Annotated in this window: 20 protein-coding genes; 9 read left to right on the top strand and 11 right to left on the bottom strand. The window is 69.1% G+C overall.

The genetic code is table 11. The features are described 5' to 3' along the window. The first annotated feature begins 211 nt into the window (after window positions 1-211). The 3 genes from rfbA to rfbD are packed head-to-tail and all read left to right on the top strand — an operon-like array spanning window position 212 to window position 3,512. Window positions 212-1,084: a glucose-1-phosphate thymidylyltransferase RfbA gene (gene rfbA, locus ACWA14_RS02185; protein WP_463795836.1), complete on the top strand. Its 873-nt coding sequence runs from the start codon at window positions 212-214 to the stop codon at window positions 1,082-1,084. After that, window positions 1,081-2,079, top strand: coding sequence for a dTDP-glucose 4,6-dehydratase (gene rfbB, locus ACWA14_RS02180; RefSeq protein ID WP_463795835.1), 999 nt, complete (start codon window positions 1,081-1,083; stop codon window positions 2,077-2,079). The genes rfbA and rfbB overlap by 4 nt, the downstream gene beginning before the upstream one ends. Next, complete coding sequence (rfbD, locus tag ACWA14_RS02175) at window positions 2,079-3,512, top strand: dTDP-4-dehydrorhamnose reductase (RefSeq protein ID WP_463795834.1); 1,434 nt, start codon at window positions 2,079-2,081, stop codon at window positions 3,510-3,512. The genes rfbB and rfbD overlap by 1 nt, the downstream gene beginning before the upstream one ends. Here the strand turns inward: rfbD and ACWA14_RS02170 are convergent. After that, window positions 3,509-4,714 carry a glycosyltransferase gene (locus ACWA14_RS02170; protein ID WP_463795832.1) on the bottom strand — a complete coding sequence of 402 codons (1,206 nt, stop codon included), beginning with the start codon at window positions 4,712-4,714 and terminating at the stop codon, window positions 3,509-3,511. The two genes, rfbD and ACWA14_RS02170, sit on opposite strands and share 4 nt — an antisense overlap. 165 nt (window positions 4,715-4,879) lie before the next feature. Here ACWA14_RS02170 and ACWA14_RS02165 point away from each other — a divergent pair, with 165 nt between their 5' ends. Further along, window positions 4,880-5,335 carry an FAD synthase family protein gene (locus ACWA14_RS02165; protein WP_463795831.1) on the top strand — a complete coding sequence of 152 codons (456 nt, stop codon included), beginning with the start codon at window positions 4,880-4,882 and terminating at the stop codon, window positions 5,333-5,335. 28 nt (window positions 5,336-5,363) lie between these two features. Here ACWA14_RS02165 and ACWA14_RS02160 read toward each other — a convergent pair whose 3' ends face one another. After that, window positions 5,364-5,753, bottom strand: a complete 390-nt coding sequence (locus ACWA14_RS02160; protein ID WP_463795829.1) for an SIP domain-containing protein — start codon at window positions 5,751-5,753, stop codon at window positions 5,364-5,366. A gap of 98 nt (window positions 5,754-5,851) precedes the next feature. On the opposite strand from ACWA14_RS02160, the gene ACWA14_RS02155 reads away from it, so the two are divergent. The 3 genes from ACWA14_RS02155 (at window position 5,852) to ACWA14_RS02145 (ending at window position 9,459) form a co-directional block, all read left to right on the top strand. After that, complete coding sequence (locus ACWA14_RS02155) at window positions 5,852-6,115, top strand: glutaredoxin domain-containing protein (RefSeq protein WP_463795827.1); 264 nt, start codon at window positions 5,852-5,854, stop codon at window positions 6,113-6,115. A 28-nt stretch (window positions 6,116-6,143) separates the two neighbouring features. Next, window positions 6,144-7,517 carry an MFS transporter gene (locus tag ACWA14_RS02150; RefSeq protein WP_463795824.1) on the top strand — a complete coding sequence of 458 codons (1,374 nt, stop codon included), beginning with the start codon at window positions 6,144-6,146 and terminating at the stop codon, window positions 7,515-7,517. A gap of 166 nt (window positions 7,518-7,683) precedes the next feature. Next, on the top strand, window positions 7,684-9,459 hold the full coding sequence (locus tag ACWA14_RS02145) for an aldehyde dehydrogenase family protein (RefSeq protein WP_463795823.1): 1,776 nt from the start codon (window positions 7,684-7,686) through the stop codon (window positions 9,457-9,459). Between the two features lie 13 nt (window positions 9,460-9,472). Here the strand turns inward: ACWA14_RS02145 and ypfJ are convergent, their stop codons facing one another. Beyond that, the gene (gene ypfJ, locus ACWA14_RS02140; RefSeq protein ID WP_463795822.1) at window positions 9,473-10,357 is read right to left on the bottom strand and encodes a KPN_02809 family neutral zinc metallopeptidase; all 885 of its coding nucleotides are present in this window, start codon (window positions 10,355-10,357) and stop codon (window positions 9,473-9,475) included. 52 nt (window positions 10,358-10,409) lie between these two features. Here ypfJ and ACWA14_RS02135 point away from each other — a divergent pair, with 52 nt between their 5' ends. Continuing rightward, window positions 10,410-11,399, top strand: coding sequence for a malate dehydrogenase (locus ACWA14_RS02135; RefSeq protein WP_463795821.1), 990 nt, complete (start codon window positions 10,410-10,412; stop codon window positions 11,397-11,399). Between the two features lie 88 nt (window positions 11,400-11,487). Continuing rightward, window positions 11,488-11,958, top strand: a complete 471-nt coding sequence (locus tag ACWA14_RS02130; RefSeq protein ID WP_463795819.1) for a recombinase family protein — start codon at window positions 11,488-11,490, stop codon at window positions 11,956-11,958. Window positions 11,959-11,979: 21 nt separating this feature from the next. Here ACWA14_RS02130 and ACWA14_RS02125 read toward each other — a convergent pair whose 3' ends face one another. The 8 genes from ACWA14_RS02125 to ACWA14_RS02090 form a co-directional block, all read right to left on the bottom strand. Then, the gene (locus tag ACWA14_RS02125) at window positions 11,980-12,702 is read right to left on the bottom strand and encodes an FHA domain-containing protein (RefSeq protein ID WP_463797476.1); all 723 of its coding nucleotides are present in this window, start codon (window positions 12,700-12,702) and stop codon (window positions 11,980-11,982) included. A gap of 120 nt (window positions 12,703-12,822) precedes the next feature. Beyond that, window positions 12,823-13,380 carry a GAD-like domain-containing protein gene (locus tag ACWA14_RS02120; protein WP_463795818.1) on the bottom strand — a complete coding sequence of 186 codons (558 nt, stop codon included), beginning with the start codon at window positions 13,378-13,380 and terminating at the stop codon, window positions 12,823-12,825. A gap of 10 nt (window positions 13,381-13,390) precedes the next feature. Then, window positions 13,391-14,038, bottom strand: a complete 648-nt coding sequence (locus tag ACWA14_RS02115) for a polymorphic toxin type 15 domain-containing protein (RefSeq protein ID WP_463795817.1) — start codon at window positions 14,036-14,038, stop codon at window positions 13,391-13,393. Beyond that, window positions 14,038-14,739 (bottom strand): WXG100-like domain-containing protein, encoded by a 702-nt coding sequence (locus tag ACWA14_RS02110; protein ID WP_463795816.1) that lies wholly within the window; start codon window positions 14,737-14,739, stop codon window positions 14,038-14,040. Before ACWA14_RS02110 ends, ACWA14_RS02115 begins: the two co-directional genes overlap by 1 nt. 90 nt (window positions 14,740-14,829) lie before the next feature. Then, entirely contained in the window at window positions 14,830-15,300 is a 471-nt protein-coding gene (locus ACWA14_RS02105; RefSeq protein ID WP_463795814.1) for a hypothetical protein, read from the bottom strand. Continuing rightward, window positions 15,297-15,881 (bottom strand): hypothetical protein, encoded by a 585-nt coding sequence (locus tag ACWA14_RS02100; protein WP_463795811.1) that lies wholly within the window; start codon window positions 15,879-15,881, stop codon window positions 15,297-15,299. The genes ACWA14_RS02105 and ACWA14_RS02100 overlap by 4 nt, the downstream gene beginning before the upstream one ends. A gap of 3 nt (window positions 15,882-15,884) precedes the next feature. Then, complete coding sequence (locus ACWA14_RS02095; protein ID WP_463795810.1) at window positions 15,885-16,583, bottom strand: WXG100 family type VII secretion target; 699 nt, start codon at window positions 16,581-16,583, stop codon at window positions 15,885-15,887. A 78-nt stretch (window positions 16,584-16,661) separates the two neighbouring features. Further along, a complete protein-coding gene (locus ACWA14_RS02090) occupies window positions 16,662-17,300 on the bottom strand; it encodes a hypothetical protein (RefSeq protein ID WP_463795809.1) in 639 nt (212 codons plus the stop codon). Window positions 17,301-17,303 lie beyond the last annotated feature (3 nt).

The following is a 17,303-nucleotide window of genomic DNA, read 5'->3' as shown; positions in this document are numbered from 1 at the left end:
CATGAAGCTGGAAGACGTCGCGGCGCCGGGGCGGCATCCCCCGGATCCCGCGCCCGGGCCCGGGGTGAGGTGCGCCGCCTCCTCCCCGGCCGTGCCCGGCCCGACCCGCTAGAGTCGAGCGGTACGACTGTGGGGGTCGTGGTGGACGCTTCGGGGGATGCTGTCCGTTCCCTGACGCCACCACGGGCACGACATATTCACGAGGGGGATCATGAAGGGCATCATTCTTGCGGGCGGTTCGGGCACACGTCTGCATCCCATCACGCTCGGCGTCTCGAAGCAGCTGATCCCCGTGTACGACAAGCCGATGGTCTACTACCCGCTGTCGACCCTCATGCTCGCCGGCATCCGCGAGATCCTGATCATCACCACCCCGCACGACGCCGCTCACTTCGAGCGCCTGCTGGGAGACGGGTCGCAGTTCGGCATCACCCTGACCTTCGCGCAGCAGGAGTCCCCCGACGGCCTCGCGCAGGCGTTCACGATCGGCGCCGACTTCATCGGTGATGACAGCGTCGCACTCGTCCTCGGAGACAACCTGCTGTACGGCCCCGGACTCGGCACACAGCTGAAGCGCTTCGCCGACATCGACGGGGGCGCGGTGTTCGCGTACTGGGTGGCCGAGCCGGAGGCGTACGGCGTCGTCTCCTTCGACGGAGAAGGACAGGCCGTCTCGCTCGAGGAGAAGCCGAAGCGACCGCAGAGCAACTACGCCGTCCCCGGCCTGTACTTCTACGACAACGACGTGATCGAGATCGCCAGGAACCTGGCGCCGAGTGCGCGCGGCGAGTACGAGATCACGGATGTCAATCGCGAGTATCTCGATCGCGGCAAGCTCCAGGTCGAAGTCCTTCCGCGCGGCACCGCCTGGCTCGACACGGGAACCTTCGACCAGATGACGGATGCCGCGGACTACGTGCGCACGATGGAGCGCCGCACCGGTATGAAGATCGGGGTGCCGGAGGAGGTGGCCTGGCGACAGGGATTCCTCGACGACGACGAGCTGCGGACCCGTGCGGAGGCGCTCGTGAAGTCCGGCTACGGCTCCTACCTGCTCGCGCTTCTGGAGAGGGGCCACGCATGACCCGCCTGCTCGTGACCGGTGGTGCCGGCTTCATCGGATCGAACTTCGTGCACCATGTCGTCGCGCACACGGATGCGCACGTCACCGTGCTCGACAAGCTCACCTACGCGGGCAACCGGGCGTCGTTGGCGGGTCTCCCCGCCGACCGGGTCGAGTTCGTCCACGGCGACATCGCGGACGCCCCGCTGGTCGACTCGCTGTTCGCGACCGTCGACGCCGTGGTGCACTACGCCGCCGAATCGCACAACGACAACTCCCTGCACGACCCGCGGCCGTTCCTCGACACGAACATCATCGGGACCTACACCCTGCTCGAAGCGGCGCGCCGCCACGGCCGACGCTTCCACCACATCTCCACCGACGAGGTGTACGGCGACCTCGAGCTCGACGACCCGCAGCGGTTCACGGAGGACACGCCGTACAACCCCTCGTCGCCGTACTCGTCGACCAAGGCGGGCAGCGATCTGCTCGTACGCGCCTGGGTCCGCTCCTTCGGGGTGCAGGCGACCATCTCGAACTGCTCGAACAACTACGGGCCGTACCAGCATGTCGAGAAGTTCATCCCGCGTCAGATCACGAACGTGATCCGCGGTATCCGCCCCAAGCTCTACGGCGCGGGCGAGAACGTGCGCGACTGGATCCACGCCGACGACCACTCGTCGGCCGTGCTCACGATCCTGGAGAAGGGCGCGATCGGTGAGACGTACCTGATCGGCGCGGACGGCGAGAAGGACAACAAGTCGGTCGTCGAGCTGATCCTCGCGCAGATGGGGCTCCCCGCCGACGCCTACGACCACGTCACCGATCGCGCCGGCCACGACCTGCGATACGCGATCGACTCCACGAAGCTGCGTAGCGAGCTGGGCTGGCAGCCGCAGTTCTCGGACTTCGAATCGGGGCTGGCATCCACGATCGACTGGTACCGCGCGCACGAGGACTGGTGGGCGCCCTCCAAGGACGCCACGGAATCGTTCTACGCCGGCAAGGGACAGTGATGACCGCGTTCGGAAAGGCGCTCGCGATCTCCGAGACGCCGATCCCGGGTCTGCTCCTCGTCGACCTCCCCGTGCACGGCGACTCGCGGGGCTGGTTCAAGGAGAACTGGCAGCGGGAGAAGATGGTCGCCGCCGGCCTGCCCGATTTCGGGCCGGTCCAGAACAACGTCTCGTTCAACGACGCCGTCGGCACGACGCGCGGGATCCACGCGGAGCCCTGGGACAAGTGGGTGTCCGTGGCGACCGGGAGGATCTTCGGCGCGTGGGTCGATCTGCGCGCCGGGGAGACGTTCGGCACGGTCTTCACGGCCGAGATCGATCCCTCGCGCGCCATCCTGGTGCCGCGCGGCGTCGGGAACTCCTACCAGACGCTCGAGCCGGACACCGCCTACACGTATCTGGTGAACGATCACTGGTCGCCCGATGCCGCCTACTCCTTCCTCAATCTGGCGGATGAGACGGCGGCCATCGCGTGGCCCATCCCCCTGTCGGAGGTCGAGATCTCGGCCAAGGACCTCGCCCATCCTCGCCTCGGGGACGTGACGCCGATCGGTCCGAAGAAGGTCCTGGTGATCGGGGCTGCGGGTCAGCTCGGCCTCGCGTTGCACGCGGAGTTCGGCGATGCCGCGCACATCGAGTACGCGACGCGCGCGACGCTGGACCTCCGCCGCCCCGATCTCGCCTCCGCCCGACGCTGGCGCGAGTACGACGCGATCATCAACGCCGCCGCCTACACGGCGGTCGATCTCGCCGAGACGCCGGAAGGCCGCGAGGAGGCCTGGGCGGCGAACGTGACCGGCGTCGCCGCCCTGGCGCGCATCGCCGCCGAGCACGGCGTCACGCTCCTGCACGTCTCCAGCGACTACGTCTTCGACGGCACGAACACCGAGCCCTACACCGAGACCGATCCGGTGCGACCCCTCGGCGTGTACGGGCAGACGAAGGCGGCGGGCGATGCGGTCGTGAGCACGGTGCCACGCCACTACATCCTGCGCACCTCCTGGGTGATCGGAGAGGGTCGCAACTTCGTCCGCACGATGGCGTCGCTCGCCGCCCGCGGCGTCGCCCCGCGCGTCGTCGGCGATCAGATCGGACGGCTGACCTTCACGGCCGACCTGGCCTCCGCGATCCGTCACCTGCTGACCGTTCGCCCCGTCTCCGGCGTCTACAACGTGACGGGAGGCGGGAGGGCGCAGTCCTGGGCCGACGTCGCCCGCGACGTCTACCGTCTGACCGGCCACGACGAGGCGAGCGTGCAGCCCGTGACCACCGCGGAGTACTTCGCCGACCAGACCGGCCCCGTCGCCCCCCGACCGCGGAACAGCGTGCTGGACCTCAGCCGCATCACCGCGACCGGATGGACGCCGCGCCCGGCGGACGCGGGTCTCGCCCGGTACCTCGCGGCGGCGGCCGCCGAGGCGCCGACCGTCTAGAGTTCTCCCGGCCGCAGCGCCTCGGCGTCGATCGCACGGATCGCGCGGACCGCGGCGGTGTCCGCGTTCGGCTCCGTGCCGGTCTTCGGGCGCCGCGGGGCGTAGACGACGAGCGAGTGGAAGAGGAAGCGGGCGACGAACGCGACGATCAGCGTCAGCCCGGTCGCCAGCACGCTCGAGATGTGCCACGTCTCCACCATCAGCGCCATGACCGGGATGCGGACGGCGGCCTCGACGTTGTTGAACGTGAACGACGTGACGAATCGGGTCCCGAGGGCGCGGGCATCGGTGCGCATGTCCGCGAAGACGAAGCGCTCCTGCAGGATGAAGTTGCCGATGATCGTGGCCTCGGCGCCGATGATCGCGGCCCAGATGTAGGGCACCCCGACCAGGGTGAGCACCCACATGATCCCGAGGTTGGCGAGCGCGCCGATCACACCGATCGTCGCGAAGAGGGACATCTTGCCGAACCGCAGCCGCGCGAGGTGGGCGATGAAGGTCGCGCCCTGCCGCAGACTCGCCTTGGACGTGCCGTGTCGACGCTCCCCGAACTCCATCGGGATCTCGGCGATGCGCAGATCGTTGCGCGCGAGGATCTCGAGCAGCACCTTGAAGCCCTGGGGTCTGAGCGCGGACACGTCGAGGCGTGTGCGGTCCACGAGGAAGAACCCCGTCATGGGATCGGAGCTGCGCGCCAGGCGGATCGGGAACATCGCCCGGGTCAGCCAGGTCGCCGCCCGGGAGACCCCGAAGCGCACGGCGGTGCCCAGTCCACTGGTGTCGCCGCCGCCGACGTACCGCGAGGCGGCGACGAGATCGGCATCGCCCTCGGCATGCCGATCGATCAGCTCGGGGAGCAGCTCGGGGGGATGCTGGAGGTCGCCGTCCATGACGATGCACACGTCACCTGCCGCAGCGGCGAGACCGACCACGACGGCACCGCTGAGCCCGCCGGTGTTCTCGGTGCGATGGATGACGCGGACCGGCAGCGCGGCATCGATCGCGACGCGCGCGACCTCGTCGGCCGTGTCATCGGTGCTGTCGTCGACGAACAGGATCTCCGCGTCGCGCCCGTGCAGAGCAGCGCCCGTTCGGCGCACGAGCTCCGCGACGTTGTCGCGCTCGTTGAAGGTCGGCACGATGACCGTGACCGCTGTCCCCACGCGCCGTCCTCCCGCCCCGATCCGCCTTGTCAGACCCATCGTCGCACGGAGTTCTGTGCGCGCGGAAACCGGGGCCGGCGGCGCCTGCGACGTTCGAGGCTCGCGCGTGTGCCGACTCATCCGCTAGGCTGGGCCGATGCGGCTGTGGGAGTCGCTGGGCGGATGGGGATCCGCCTTCTGGGGAATCACTGATCTGGGGAGATCATGGCTACGCGTATCGGCTATGCCGCTGGGGCTTTCGACCTGTTCCATGTGGGACATCTGAATCTGCTCCGTCACGCCAAACAGCACTGCGACGTTCTGATCGCCGGTGTCGTGAGTGACGAGATGCTGCGTCAGGTGAAGGGCATCGAGCCCGTCATCCCGACGTCGGAGCGCGCGGAGATCGTCCGTCACATCGCGTTCGTCGACGATGTGCACGTCGAGACGAGCCCGTCGAAGATGGACGCGTGGGAAGAGGTGCGGTTCACGCACTTCTTCAAGGGCGACGACTGGCGCGGCACCGAGAAGGGACTGCGCCTCGAGCGCGACTTCTCGGCGGTGGGCGTGGAGGTCGTGTACTTCCCGTACACCGCGCACACCTCCAGCTCGTCGCTGCGGCGCGCGCTGGATGCGATCACGGCGAACGCGAGCATTCCGGCTCTGGCCGCTTCCCGCTGACACCGGGCGCCCGCAGACCGCCTCTTGGTCAGCGCGCGACGCCCAGAAGGCTCCGGGCCATCCTCGCCACATGCGGCGGCGTGTGCGGCCCGAGCCACACGGTCCAGCGCGCCGGCGGCTCTGTACAGGTCCACTCGAGGCACCACGCGTGCACGGCGTTCACCAATCGCTCCCCCGGCGCGTGCGGCCGACGCCCCTCCCCTCGACGCAACCACCTCACCTCGACGCCGTCGGGTGCCTCGAGACGCTGTGTCCGGTCGGAGTCGGCGACCTCGAACACGATGCTGCCCTGCGCGTCCCAGGGCAGTCGGGCGGCGATCGCGGCGATCAGCGCCGCATCGGCCGCGTCTCCGGCGATCAGGAAGGGTCCGTCGAGGTGCTCCCAGTCCGGGTCGCTCAGATGCTCGCATGCACTCATGAGAGACAGCATAGGTAAGGCTGCCCTAACTCGCAATGCATCGTGTGGACGTGGTGGCTCTCGACGTCGTCCCAGCCGGGCACGCTTAGCCTTGTCGTATGACTTCACTCGATGAATCCACGATCACGATGTTCGGCGCCGACTGGTGCCGCGACTGCATCCGCACCAAGAAGCAGCTCGACGAACTCGGCGTCGACTACACCTACATCGACCTCGTCGCCGAGCCGGCCGCGGCCGACGTGGCCAAGGACATCAGCGGCCGTATGAACATCCCGGTGGTCGTCTACCCCGACTCCTCGCACCATGTCGAGCCGTCGAACGCCGACGTCGAGTCGAAGCTGCGCGAGCTCTCCCTGATCTGAGCCCGCGCCGCGTCGCTACACTGGCGCGATGAGCACCGAGGCTCGATCCGAGCGGGCATCCGTCCGTCTTCCCGCGCGCACGGTCGTCCGGTATGCGATCGGATCCGTGGGCACCGGCGGCTACGCCACGCTTCCGGGTCTCGTCCTGACGTACTTCCTCACCGATCATCTCGGGGTCGCTGCGCTGGCGGCGGGCCTGATCGTGACGGCGGCGAAGGTCTGGGATGTGGTGATCGATCCGCTCATCGGCGCGGCTTCCGATCGTCAGCTCGCGCGCACCGGATCCCGCCGCGGCTTCATGGTGATGGGCGCGCTCGCGCTGCCCGTGTTCTTCGTCGCGACGTTCGCGGTGCCGCCGAGCTGGGGGGCCGGTGCCGGGGCGGCCTGCGTGCTGCTGGCGTTCCTCGGTACGGCGACGGCGTTCAGCCTGTTCCAGGTGCCCTACGTCGCGTTGCCCGCTGAGCTGACCGACAGCTACGACGAGCGGACCCGGCTGCTCGGCTGGCGCGTGGTCGTGCTCACCGCGGCGATCCTGCTGTTCGGCGCCGGTGGACCGGCGTTGCGCACCGCCGGCACCGACCGCGTCGCGGGATATCTGATCATGGGCGTGGTGGCCGGGGTCGCCATCGGGATCGGCATGCTCCTCGCGGCGAGGGCGGCGGATGCCACGGGGGCTCGCACCGGACCCTCCGGCTCGCCCGTCGCGCCGACCGCCGGCATCCGCGCGCAGTACGTCGCGGGCTTCCGCGCACTGCGCCGCAGTCGGCCGTTCCGCACGTTGCTCGGCACGTTCCTGCTGCAGGCGCTGGCGACCGGGACCATGCTCGCCGGCGCGCAGTACGTCGCGACGTGGGTGCTGCGTTCGGAGGACGCCGTCACGCTCATCTTCGTGGCACTCGTCGGTCCTGCGCTGCTCGCCGCCCCGGCCTGGACCGCGATCGCCCGCCGCGTGGGCAAGGAGCGCGCGTTCGCGATGGCCAGCATCCTGTTCGCCGCCGCCGCGGCATCCCTCGTTCTCGCCGTCAGCGCCCCCGGTGCGTGGATCTACGCCTCGGTCGCCGTGGCCGGCATCGCCTACGCCGGCCTGCAGTCGCTGCCGATGGCGATGCTCCCCGACGTCATCTCCTACGACGAGCGCACGAGCGGGCCCGGTCAGGCCGGTACCTTCACCGGGATCTGGACGGCGGGCGAGACGGTGGGGTTCGCGGTCGGAGCCACCACGGTGTCGCTCGTGCTCGCCGCGACCGGGTATGTGTCCACGGTCGCGGGGGCCGCCGTCACACAATCGGATGCCGCCGTGACCGGCATCGTGCTGAGCTTCAGCATCCTGCCCGCGGTCCTGATGCTCGCCAGCCTCCTCCCCCTGCACCGCTACCGCCTGCGCCGCACCGACTTCCCCTGAACTCCCTGCGTCTCTCTCGCTGCTTGTCTCCTCGCCGACCGGCCCCTTTCTGCCCGAGCCACCCCCTTATGTGCGTTCACAGAGGGGCCGGTCGCACAGAGAGGGGCCGCTCGGCAGAGAGGAAGAGAGGGAGCTTAAGCTGGGAGCCCGCATCAAGGAGACGCCGATGACTTCCGCGACCACCTCAGCCGCCCCCGCCGCAGCATCCGAGATCGACGACGACGAGCGTGTTCGCCTGGACGCCGCGATCGCCGACCTGAACACGGGCGCCCGCACGTGGTCCGCGCTCGCGCTGTCGCAGCGCGCCACCCTGCTCCGGTCGGTCCGCGCGAGCGTCGCCGCGGCCGCCGAGGACTGGGCGCGTACCGCCGCCGCGTCGAAGGGACTCGACGATGCGCACCCGCTGCGCGGCGAAGAGTGGCTCGGCGGGCCCTACAGCGTGCTCGGCGCCCTCGATGCCCTGATCGAGACGCTGTCCCGCCTCGCCCGAGGGGGTAATCCCCTCGACGGCATCCGGATCGACCGCGCACCCGGCGGGCGCACCCGCGTGCACGCCTTCCCGGTGACGGGGACCGACCGCTTCCTGCTGTCGGGCTACACGGGCGAGGTCTGGCTCGAGCCGGGCATCTCCCCGCGGGCCGCCCGCGCCGCCGCCGGCCTCGCCCAGCGCACCCCGACGGCATCCGGCGGTGCGGGGCTCGTGCTCGGCGCCGGCAACGTCACCTCCATCCCGGTGCTCGACGTGCTGTACGAGCTGCTGGCTCACAATCGCACCGCGCTGCTCAAGGTGAATCCCACGCAGGACCCGCTCGTCCCCGTGTACCTGCGCGCCCTGGCACCGCTGATCGAACCCGGCTTCCTGCGGATCGCGCGGGGAGGCCCCGCGGTCGGGGCCCACCTGACTGCTCATCCGGGCCTCTGCCACGTGCACATCACCGGGTCGGCCGCCACCTTCGACGCGATCGTGTGGGGCCCCTCCACCGGATCACCCGCGCAGAAGGCCGCGGTGACCCGACGACGCAACGAGAACCGACCACTGCTGACCACGCCGATCACGGCCGAGCTGGGCGGCGTGTCACCGATCATCGTCGTGCCCGGCCGGTGGACCGACGCGGATCTCACGTACCACGCCGAGCACATCGCCACGATGCGGCTGCAGAACAGCGGACACAACTGCATCGCCGGTCAGGTCGTGATCCTGTCGTCCGACTGGGATCAGGCCGATGCTTTCCGCGCCGCTCTCCGACGGGCCTATGCGAGCGCCCCGGAGCGCCCCGTCTGGTACCCCGGAGCCGCCCAGCGCATGCACCAGGCCGCCGACACCTACCCGGATGCGCTCATCCTCGGCGACCGCGTGCTGGTGGAGCTCGGCCCCGACGACGACGCGACCGCCCTGCAGAACACGGAGTACTTCGCTCCGGTCCTCGGCGTGGTGTCGGTGCCCGGCGACGGGCAGGCATTCCTCGACGCCGCCGTCACCTACGCGAACGACGAGCTGGAGGGCACGTTGGGCGCGAACCTGCTCATCGATCCCGCGACGGAGCGGTCACTCGGCGCCGGCTTCGAGCGTGCCGTCGCGGCGCTGCGCTACGGCTCGATCGCGATCAACGGATGGACCGCGTTCTCCTTCATCACCCCCACGCTCACCTGGGGCGCGTTCCCCGGCGGCACGCTGGCCGACGTCGGGAGCGGAATCGGCGTCGTGCACAATGCCCTTCTGCTGGACAGTGTCGAGCGCTCGGTCCTGCGGGCGCCCTTCCGCCCTTTCCCGCGTTCTCTGCCGATCCTGAACGGCGGCGGCCGCTTCACGATCCTTCCGAAGCCGCCATGGTTCGTCTCGTCCCGCACCGGCGCACTCGTGAGCGAGGGGCTGACCCGGTTCCGGGCGAGCGGGAGCATCCCGGGTCTCGTGCGCACGCTCGCGCAGGCCCTGCGGGCCTGAACCCGCGGAAGCGCTAGCCCAGTTCGCTCTCGCTCAGGGTGAACGCCTCCGCGCACACGTCGATGTCGTTCTGGTAGCCGTTCGCGAACCAGAACTGACGCTGCTCACTCGATCCGTGGGTCCAGCTCTCGGGATTGACGGCACCCGACTGCTCCTGGATGTTGTCGTCGCCCACCGTCGACGCCGCGTTCAGGGCATCGGTGAGCTCCGCCTCGGTCGGGGCGATCAGATACGGGTCGCCGTCGGCGTCCTGCTGCTCCGTCATCCGTCCGATCCACGCACCCGCGTAGCAGTCGGCCTGCAGTTCCATCCGCACACCGTTGCTGCCGGGGCCGGTGCCGTTGTTCGGGTAGCGCTCCATGTCACCGGTGAGGTTCTGGATGTGGTGGCCCCACTCGTGCCCGACGATGTACAGCTGGGCGAGGTTTCCGGCGGATGCCCCGAACTGCTGCTGCATGAGGGAGAAGAACGTCGGGTCGATGTAGACCGCCTCCTCCGGCGGGCAGTAGAACGGTCCCACCGCGTTGGAGGCCGTGCCGCACCGCGTCGACGTCGCACCGTCGACGACGACCATCGCGGGAGCCCGGTAGGCGGTCACGTTCTCGGTCCAGAAGGCATCGAGCGCGACCTGCGCGCCCGCGAGGCGGCAGTCGACGTCCTCGTTCGCGTCCTGCCCCGTCTTGCAGTCCTCGATCACCGACTCGCCGCTCGATCCCGCTCCGCCGCCGGGAGCCGCGCCGCCACCCAGCAGACCCGTGAGGTCGATGCCGAGGAGGGGGCCGGCGATCAACGCGATGAGGCCCAGCAGGCCGACGCCGGAGCCGCCGACGATGGCAGCGTTGCGCCCCCGGCGGCGGGTCGAGTTGCCGGAGATGTCGGCATCGGGATTGAAGGTCATGAGACCGAGATTACTCCGGACGCCCACCCTCGATGCGACGTAGGCTCGGGTCATGACGACCACGATCACGATCACCGGTGCCGGCGGACAGATCGGCTACGCCCTGCTCTTCCGCATCGCCGCCGGAGACATGCTCGGCCCCGACGAGAAGGTGCGCCTGCGACTGCTCGAGATCCCTCAGGGACTCGGCGCGGCGGAGGGCGCCGCCCTCGAACTGCAGGACGGCGCCTTCGATCTGCTGGAGCACGTGGAGGTGACCGATGACCCGGCGGTGGCCTTCGACGGCGCCGATCTCGCCCTCCTGGTGGGCGCGCGCCCGCGGGGGCCCGGGATGGAGCGCGGCGATCTGCTCGCCGCCAACGCCGGGATCTTCGGTCCGCAGGGTGCCGCGATCGCCGCGCACGCCGCTCCCGGTGTCCGCGTCGCCGTGGTCGGCAATCCGGCCAACACCAACGCGCTCATCGCGGCGGCCTCCGCGGACGGCGTCCCCGCCGAGCGCTTCAGCGCCCTGACGCGTCTGGACGAGAACCGTGCCCGCGCTCAGCTCGCGCAGATCCTCGGGGTTCCCGTCTCGACCGTGCGGCGTGTGCCGATCTGGGGCAACCATTCCGCGACGCAGTTCCCCGACGTCTCGCATGCGACGGTCGGCGGGGCGCCGGTGGCGGAGGCGCTCCGGGCCTTCGTCGACGACGTGCCGGACTGGCTGGAGCACGTCTTCATCCCGCGGGTCGCGAAGCGGGGCGCCGAGATCATCCAGGTACGCGGCTCCTCCTCGGTCGCCTCCGCCGCGAACGCGGCCATCGAGCACGTGCGCGACTGGGTGCGGGGCACCGAGGACTGGACCTCGGCCGCCGTCGTCTCGCACGGCGAATACGGCGTGCCCGCAGGACTCATCTCCTCGTTCCCTGTGCAGGCGATCCGCGGAGAGTGGCGGATCGTCGAAGGCCTCGAGGTCACCGACTGGGCGCGTGCACGCATCGACGCCTCGGTCGCCGAGCTGCTCGACGAGCGGGAGACGGTCCGCGCGCTGGGCCTGCTCTGACGGCCGCGCTCGACGACGCGCACGTCACCACCGCGCAGCACCGGACAGAACGGTGCGCGACAGGGCAGAATGGAGACGGAGGTGCGCGATGAGCGAGACGATCGATCCGATGAAGGCCACAGCATCCGTCGACGATGCCCTGACCAGCCCGTTGCACCTGCCCCACGCGGCGGCGGAATGCCCCAAGTGCTTCACCGAGATGCAGCAGAACCGCGACTGGTGGCTCGCCCGCCCCACCGGTTCCCGCCTGGTCGGACTCGTCGTCGCCCGCGAGGGCATGCCTCCGGTGGTCGAACAGCGTGAGGATCTGACGCGATTCGGCGTGCAGATCGACGGCTTCCGGCATCCGGCCCCCGACATCCTGGAGAGCTGGAGCGACCGCCTCACGCGACTCATCTCGACGCTCCGGCCCGGCGACGTCGTCGTCGTGGCCACGACCGCCGCGCTCGGCCGCGATCCCGAGGAGAGTGCGCGCACCGTCTCGGACCTGCGCCGTCACGGCATCATCGTGAAGGTCCTGAACCACAACGCGCGGCACCTCGCCGACGCGGTGCGCTGACCGAACGGCTCGATCGCGCCGTCAGTCGCTGTCGGAGTCGCTCTGCGTCCGCAGCGTCTCGTCGTCGAGCAGCGGGAGGTCGGCACGCGTGACCACCTGCGACGTCACGGCGTATTCGACGAGGCGGGCGCGGCGATTGGTCGCCAGCTTCCCGGGTCCGCCGCGCAGACCCTGGACCCCCATGCGGTCGAGCTTGTCGCACACGTTGTCGAGTTTGCGGTTGAACTTGCTCATCGTCCAGCCGAGCCGCTGGGCAGCGTCGCTCGAGGACGGCAGCTCGTTCATGCTCACGCCCTCGCGCCGCAGCATGGGCTCGGCGAGCGCGACCATCAGCTGCTTCTGCAGGGCCGTGAAGCTGGCCGGCATGACCGTCGTCTCACCGCTCATCGACGACTCGACCTGTCGGGAGACCTCGTAGGGCGCCTGCTCGGTGTGCAGGCTCAGCTCGTAGGTGAAGGGACCCGCGGTGAAGACGATCACGCTGCGCTCGAAGACGAGGGGCATGCGCGCCCCCGGAGAGAGCCAGGACTGGACCGCCCCGCCGGCGCTCGAGATCGTGGCCGCGAGACGCACACCGATGTTCGCGAGCCACCAGAGTCCGTCGCGATGCTGGAGCTCGAGGAAATGCCGATGCAGATACGGGTTGTCGTCGATCTCGAGATCGCCCTCCCGCCCGATGATGAACGGCCGGTCGACGGGCAGATCGTGCCACTCGCCCGCGAACTCGAGGCGCAATGGCGCCACCTCGCCGTCCGACACGTCGACTCGCTCGAGTTGCGCTGCAGCATCCACCTCAGTCACGAAAATACCCCCCGCGCAACATACTGCCATGGAGGGGACGGAAACCGCTCGCCCAGCGTGCGTTCAGTGCCCGATGACGCCCTGCAGGTCGACGGCCACCTGGATCGACGCGATGGTCTCGCGCTTCTTCAGGTTCTCCACCGTGGCCTGTCCGCCGAGCGACAGCAGCGGCACGAAGATGAAGGACTGGTCGTACGGCAGTTCGCCGTGCGCGGCGACGGCCTTCGGGAAGATGTCCCAGTTCAGCGCCCGGGACAGGTGGGCGGGTCCGCCCCGTCGCACGAGATTGAGGAAGGTGCGCAGCTCGCCGAGTCCGCGCGTACGGCCCTCGCGGTAGAGGATGCCGACGACACCGGTGTCGGGCTCCCAGGTGATCAGATCGCCCAGCCCCGTCACCAGGATGGGGATCGCGATGCCGTCGCCCTGGGTCTTGCCGATGCAGTCCCCCACCTCGGCCTCGTACTGCTTCGGATCGATCACCCGCAGGAACCCCGCCCCGAAGGTGCCGTATCCGTACTTCTCCCAGATCTCCACGAGCTCGTCCGGAACCCGGCCGCGGTACTCCTCGACGATCTGGGCCGGGACGGGCGCGTGCGTGACGAAATCAGCGATCTCCACCATGCTTTCCAACCTATCGGAGGACGACGTTGATCGAGACGTCGTCGAGATTGACGCCGGGGTTCCGGTTCACGAAATCGATGATGGCGTTGTCGATGTCGCCCACACGCGACCGCCACTGCGACCCGAGCGAGGAGTTGATGCGGCTGTCGCCGACACCGGAGATGTCGGTCACGTCACCGCCCGCGATCCCGTCCAGGCGGTGCGTCGCGGCCTGGCCCCTCATCCAGTTCTCGGCCGCCGACACCGCGTCGTCGTAGTCGAGGTTCTCATCGGCATCGAGCAGCTCGTTGATGCGGTTGTCGAGCGCGGCGTCGCGAGCGTTCTGCTGGGCGCGGAGAGAGTCGGAGGTGCGTCCGTTCTCGAGGTAGTCGATGCGGTTCCGCAGCCAGTCTCCGGCCGACATCGACTGCAGCGTGTCCATCTGCTCGGTGTACTGCCGGTTGTACTCGACGGAGTCGTGGTCTCTGTTCCGGTTGAAGCGGCGGAGGCTGACATCGACCGTGCCGTCGTACCGGTCGGTGTCCCTGACCTGGCGGACGACCGTGTCGAGGTGGTCGTTCACGTTGTCGGTCAGCTGGTGCAGCCGGTCCCGGGCGTGCACCCCGCCCTTGAGGGCCGCCTGCTTGAGCTCCCGGATGATGGGCTTGATCGCGCTCATCAGTCATCCCCTCCGAAATCGAGTGCCGAGAACTCCGCGAAGAAGGTCGACGTGATCGTCTGGATGTCGGCCCCATGGACCTTCATCGCCGACTGCGCGTCCTCGAGCGCCGCGAGATCGGCGTAGAACTCGTCCGAGTCGCCCGCGGTCGCCTCGACCATCGGAGCATCGAGGATCGCGTCGATCACGGCAGGAAGGTGTTCGGCGAGCGGCTCGATGGCCATCGGCGCCAGCTGCATCAGCAGCTGCTCCACCGCGATGTCGACCGCCGCGTTCAGCAGCTTCTTCTTGATCAGCAGCATCGGACCGGCCCCGGCCGCCGTGATCGGGTTCGTGAGCATCGCGACGAGCGTGATCAGTGTCGAGGACACGTCGACGATGACCTTCATCTTGAGCGCGAAGATGGCATCGGCGCCCACGTCCATCGCGGTGGCCGCCGGCGGCATGATGTCGATCAGCTTCTGCAGGTTCTGCGAGCGGTTCGTGTTCCAGGCGCCCAGGGTGGCCGGGCCGGTCTGCCCCCGCATCGCCGCCGTGATGTCGCCGTTCATCTTCCGGTCGACCGCCTGGATCGCATCCTCCAGGTCGTTGCCGAGATCGCGCACGAGGACAGATCCTTTGCGGACCTCGTCCTCATCGATATCCGGCCACTCGAATCCGAGCTTCTCCATCACCCAGACGAGTTCGTTCGGCAACATCATTCCCACGGCTCGACCTCCTGCAACGAAGGTACTTTCCGCACGCGGGTCGCACCATGGGTAGCACTTCCCACCGGGCGCCGAGGCGCGAGGTCAGCGCGTCAGGTCGAGTTCCCGCAGCGTGTAGGAGGAGGGCACCGTGTCGGTCGAGAAGTACGCGAAGAACACCTCGGCGGCCTCGTCGGCGGTGAACACCTCGTGCGGGTGCACCGTCGTGCTGTGGCGCCCCTCATCCCATCGGACGACCTCGGTCGGCTCGCCGTCCGGCTCTCCGCCGGGCTTGCCGACCGTGTACTGGTGCGCGACACCCGCATCGTCGACGACACGCATCTCGATGGTGAGCGCCTCTGCCGTCCCCGCGCTCTGCAGGTACTCGTCGGAGAGCGGGATGTCCTCGAGGAGGTCGGCGTCCTCCGGCGCGCGCCAGAGACTGAACGCCCAGAACGAGGTGCCGTTCATCCGGTTCAGGGAGAAACGCAACTGCTCCGGGTAGGGGCGGATGCTGTCGAGCAGGGGGCCTCGACTGAATCCGTTGGACTCCACGACATGGGTACGCCGGCTCATGGCACCCTCTCCAGAATGACTTCGACGATACGGATCGGCCCGACGTTCGGAAGTTGCGCGATCGCGGGCGTCTCTACACTAACCGCTCCGTCGAACAGGTTCTGTGCGGGGTTGCGGCTCGCCGAACCGCTCTTGACCTCGATGCCGGTCCAGGAGCCGTCGGCGTTCTGGAACAGCCCGTCGTAGAAGCGGATCTGGTCGCCCGTGTGGGGGTGCCGCGATGCCACCTGGTCGCGGACGACGTCCACGCCCAACCTGTCGGCGACGTTGTCCAACCCGATCTGCTCCCGGTCGACCCAGGGGCGGTTCTCGCCACCGACGAACCGGCCGCGGTCATCGCGTCCGTCGTTGCGTGCCGGCGGCGCGTCGTCTCCGGGGCGGTCGGTGTGCGGTCGGTTGGGCGAACTCGGCGCGTCGGGCACGCCGTCGGGTGTCTGGTCGATGTCGTGGACACCGTCCTGGTTGCGCCTCTGCTGGCGCTTCAGCAGCCGGGGCACGTCCCCCACCGGGCGCAGGTGCACGGGTGCGTCGTCCAGTGCGCGGATGATCGGGCGGAAGACCTCGTCGCCGATTCTCGTCATCAGTCAGTCCCCCGTGATGTTCAGGCTCGAAAGATCGACCTGCAGCTGGTCGATCAGCGTCTCGATGTCGCCGGCGTGCATCTCGAGATCTTCCTCCGCCGCCTCGAGCGCGGCGAGATCGGCGTAGAACTCGTCGGAGTCTCCCGCGACGGCCTCGACCACCGGCGCATCCAGGGCCGCCATGATCACGCCGGGCAGTTCCTCGGCCAGAGGCTCGATGATCATCGGCAGCACCTGGGTGAGCGCCTGCTCGACGACGATGTCGACGGCGGCGTTCAGGAGCTTCTTCTTGATGATCAGCATCGGTCCCGCTCCGACCGCGGAGATGGGGTTCGTCAGCATGGCGACCAGGGCGATCATCGTCGTCGTCACATCGGCGATGACCTTGATCTTCAGACCGGTGACCACGCCGGCCGCGACCTCCATCCCCGGAGGGACGGGCCCGAGCACGTCGAGCAGCTTCTGCAGGTTCTGCGACCGGTTCGTGTTCCAGGCGGAGACGAACGCCGGGCCGGCCTGCCCCCGCATGGCGGACGCGAGGTCGCCGTTCACCTTGGCATCGACGGCCTGCAGGCGGCCCTCCAGCTCATCGCGGAACGTGCCGATGATCACCGCGCCGCGGCGCACCTCGTCCTCGTCGATATCCGGCCATTCGAAACCCAGCTTCTCCATCACCCAGATCAGCTCGTTCGGCAACATCATCCCCACGGCGACACCTCCTGCACGAACTGTACGTGCGGGGTGCCCCGGTGCACCATGGGCACCTCTTCCCCTCCGGCGTCAGTCGCCGGGGCGGGAGATCTCGATGCTGACGAAGCGGGAGTCGGGCACGACCTTGATCTCGACCGTCGCATCGCCCAGCGACCCGGTCTCGAGGCCGAGGCGCGACTCGAGCTCGGCGTTGCTCAGCCCGTCGAGGTCTCCGGCCTCGCTGGCCGGCGCCAGGAACCGCATGTCACCCTCGCTCGTCTTGCCGTACTTGTCCGGGTCGTCCTGACCGATCGCGTCCTCGTAGAGCTCCTCGAGCACCTGCTTGGGCACGGTACCGGGCACGCCCTTCACCTCGTCGACCACGTCGCCGGGGAGCCGGCGGACATCCTTGCCGAACGACGTTCCGAGATCGCGCATGGCGTTGTAGTCGGGGTCGCGATGCCGCGGGGTCGTTCCGAGCGCATCGACGCCGCGCCGCACGTCCTCACGGATGTCGTAGTCCTTCGCGTGCGAGGTGGGCTTCTTCCCGTCGGAACGGTGCGTCGGCACGTGGTTCGACGAACGCCGGTCGAGACCGCGGATCGCGTCGGCGTCGGCGCGGTGCTTGCCTCCGCGCTTGCGGAACGCTCCGGAGAACCCCTTCTTGAACTCGTGGCCCGCGCCGTCCACGGCATCCACGAGATCGTGCATCAGTTTCTTCAACGTCATGGG

It is taken from the genome of Microbacterium sp. TW_SC_2 (assembly GCF_055361165.1).
This window is presented reverse-complemented; position numbering and strand designations above follow the sequence as displayed.

Coding starts and splice junctions, on each gene's coding strand:
- rfbA (WP_463795836.1), top strand. CDS start 212: ATGAAGGGCATCATTCTTGCGGGCGGTTCGGGCACACGTCTGCATCCC.
- rfbB (WP_463795835.1), top strand. CDS start 1,081: ATGACCCGCCTGCTCGTGACCGGTGGTGCCGGCTTCATCGGATCGAAC.
- rfbD (WP_463795834.1), top strand. CDS start 2,079: ATGACCGCGTTCGGAAAGGCGCTCGCGATCTCCGAGACGCCGATCCCG.
- ACWA14_RS02170 (WP_463795832.1), bottom strand. CDS start 4,714: ATGGGTCTGACAAGGCGGATCGGGGCGGGAGGACGGCGCGTGGGGACA.
- ACWA14_RS02165 (WP_463795831.1), top strand. CDS start 4,880: ATGGCTACGCGTATCGGCTATGCCGCTGGGGCTTTCGACCTGTTCCAT.
- ACWA14_RS02160 (WP_463795829.1), bottom strand. CDS start 5,753: ATGAGTGCATGCGAGCATCTGAGCGACCCGGACTGGGAGCACCTCGAC.
- ACWA14_RS02155 (WP_463795827.1), top strand. CDS start 5,852: ATGACTTCACTCGATGAATCCACGATCACGATGTTCGGCGCCGACTGG.
- ACWA14_RS02150 (WP_463795824.1), top strand. CDS start 6,144: ATGAGCACCGAGGCTCGATCCGAGCGGGCATCCGTCCGTCTTCCCGCG.
- ACWA14_RS02145 (WP_463795823.1), top strand. CDS start 7,684: ATGACTTCCGCGACCACCTCAGCCGCCCCCGCCGCAGCATCCGAGATC.
- ypfJ (WP_463795822.1), bottom strand. CDS start 10,357: ATGACCTTCAATCCCGATGCCGACATCTCCGGCAACTCGACCCGCCGC.
- ACWA14_RS02135 (WP_463795821.1), top strand. CDS start 10,410: ATGACGACCACGATCACGATCACCGGTGCCGGCGGACAGATCGGCTAC.
- ACWA14_RS02130 (WP_463795819.1), top strand. CDS start 11,488: ATGAGCGAGACGATCGATCCGATGAAGGCCACAGCATCCGTCGACGAT.
- ACWA14_RS02120 (WP_463795818.1), bottom strand. CDS start 13,380: ATGGTGGAGATCGCTGATTTCGTCACGCACGCGCCCGTCCCGGCCCAG.
- ACWA14_RS02115 (WP_463795817.1), bottom strand. CDS start 14,038: ATGAGCGCGATCAAGCCCATCATCCGGGAGCTCAAGCAGGCGGCCCTC.
- ACWA14_RS02110 (WP_463795816.1), bottom strand. CDS start 14,739: ATGATGTTGCCGAACGAACTCGTCTGGGTGATGGAGAAGCTCGGATTC.
- ACWA14_RS02105 (WP_463795814.1), bottom strand. CDS start 15,300: ATGAGCCGGCGTACCCATGTCGTGGAGTCCAACGGATTCAGTCGAGGC.
- ACWA14_RS02100 (WP_463795811.1), bottom strand. CDS start 15,881: ATGACGAGAATCGGCGACGAGGTCTTCCGCCCGATCATCCGCGCACTG.
- ACWA14_RS02095 (WP_463795810.1), bottom strand. CDS start 16,583: ATGATGTTGCCGAACGAGCTGATCTGGGTGATGGAGAAGCTGGGTTTC.
- ACWA14_RS02090 (WP_463795809.1), bottom strand. CDS start 17,300: ATGACGTTGAAGAAACTGATGCACGATCTCGTGGATGCCGTGGACGGC.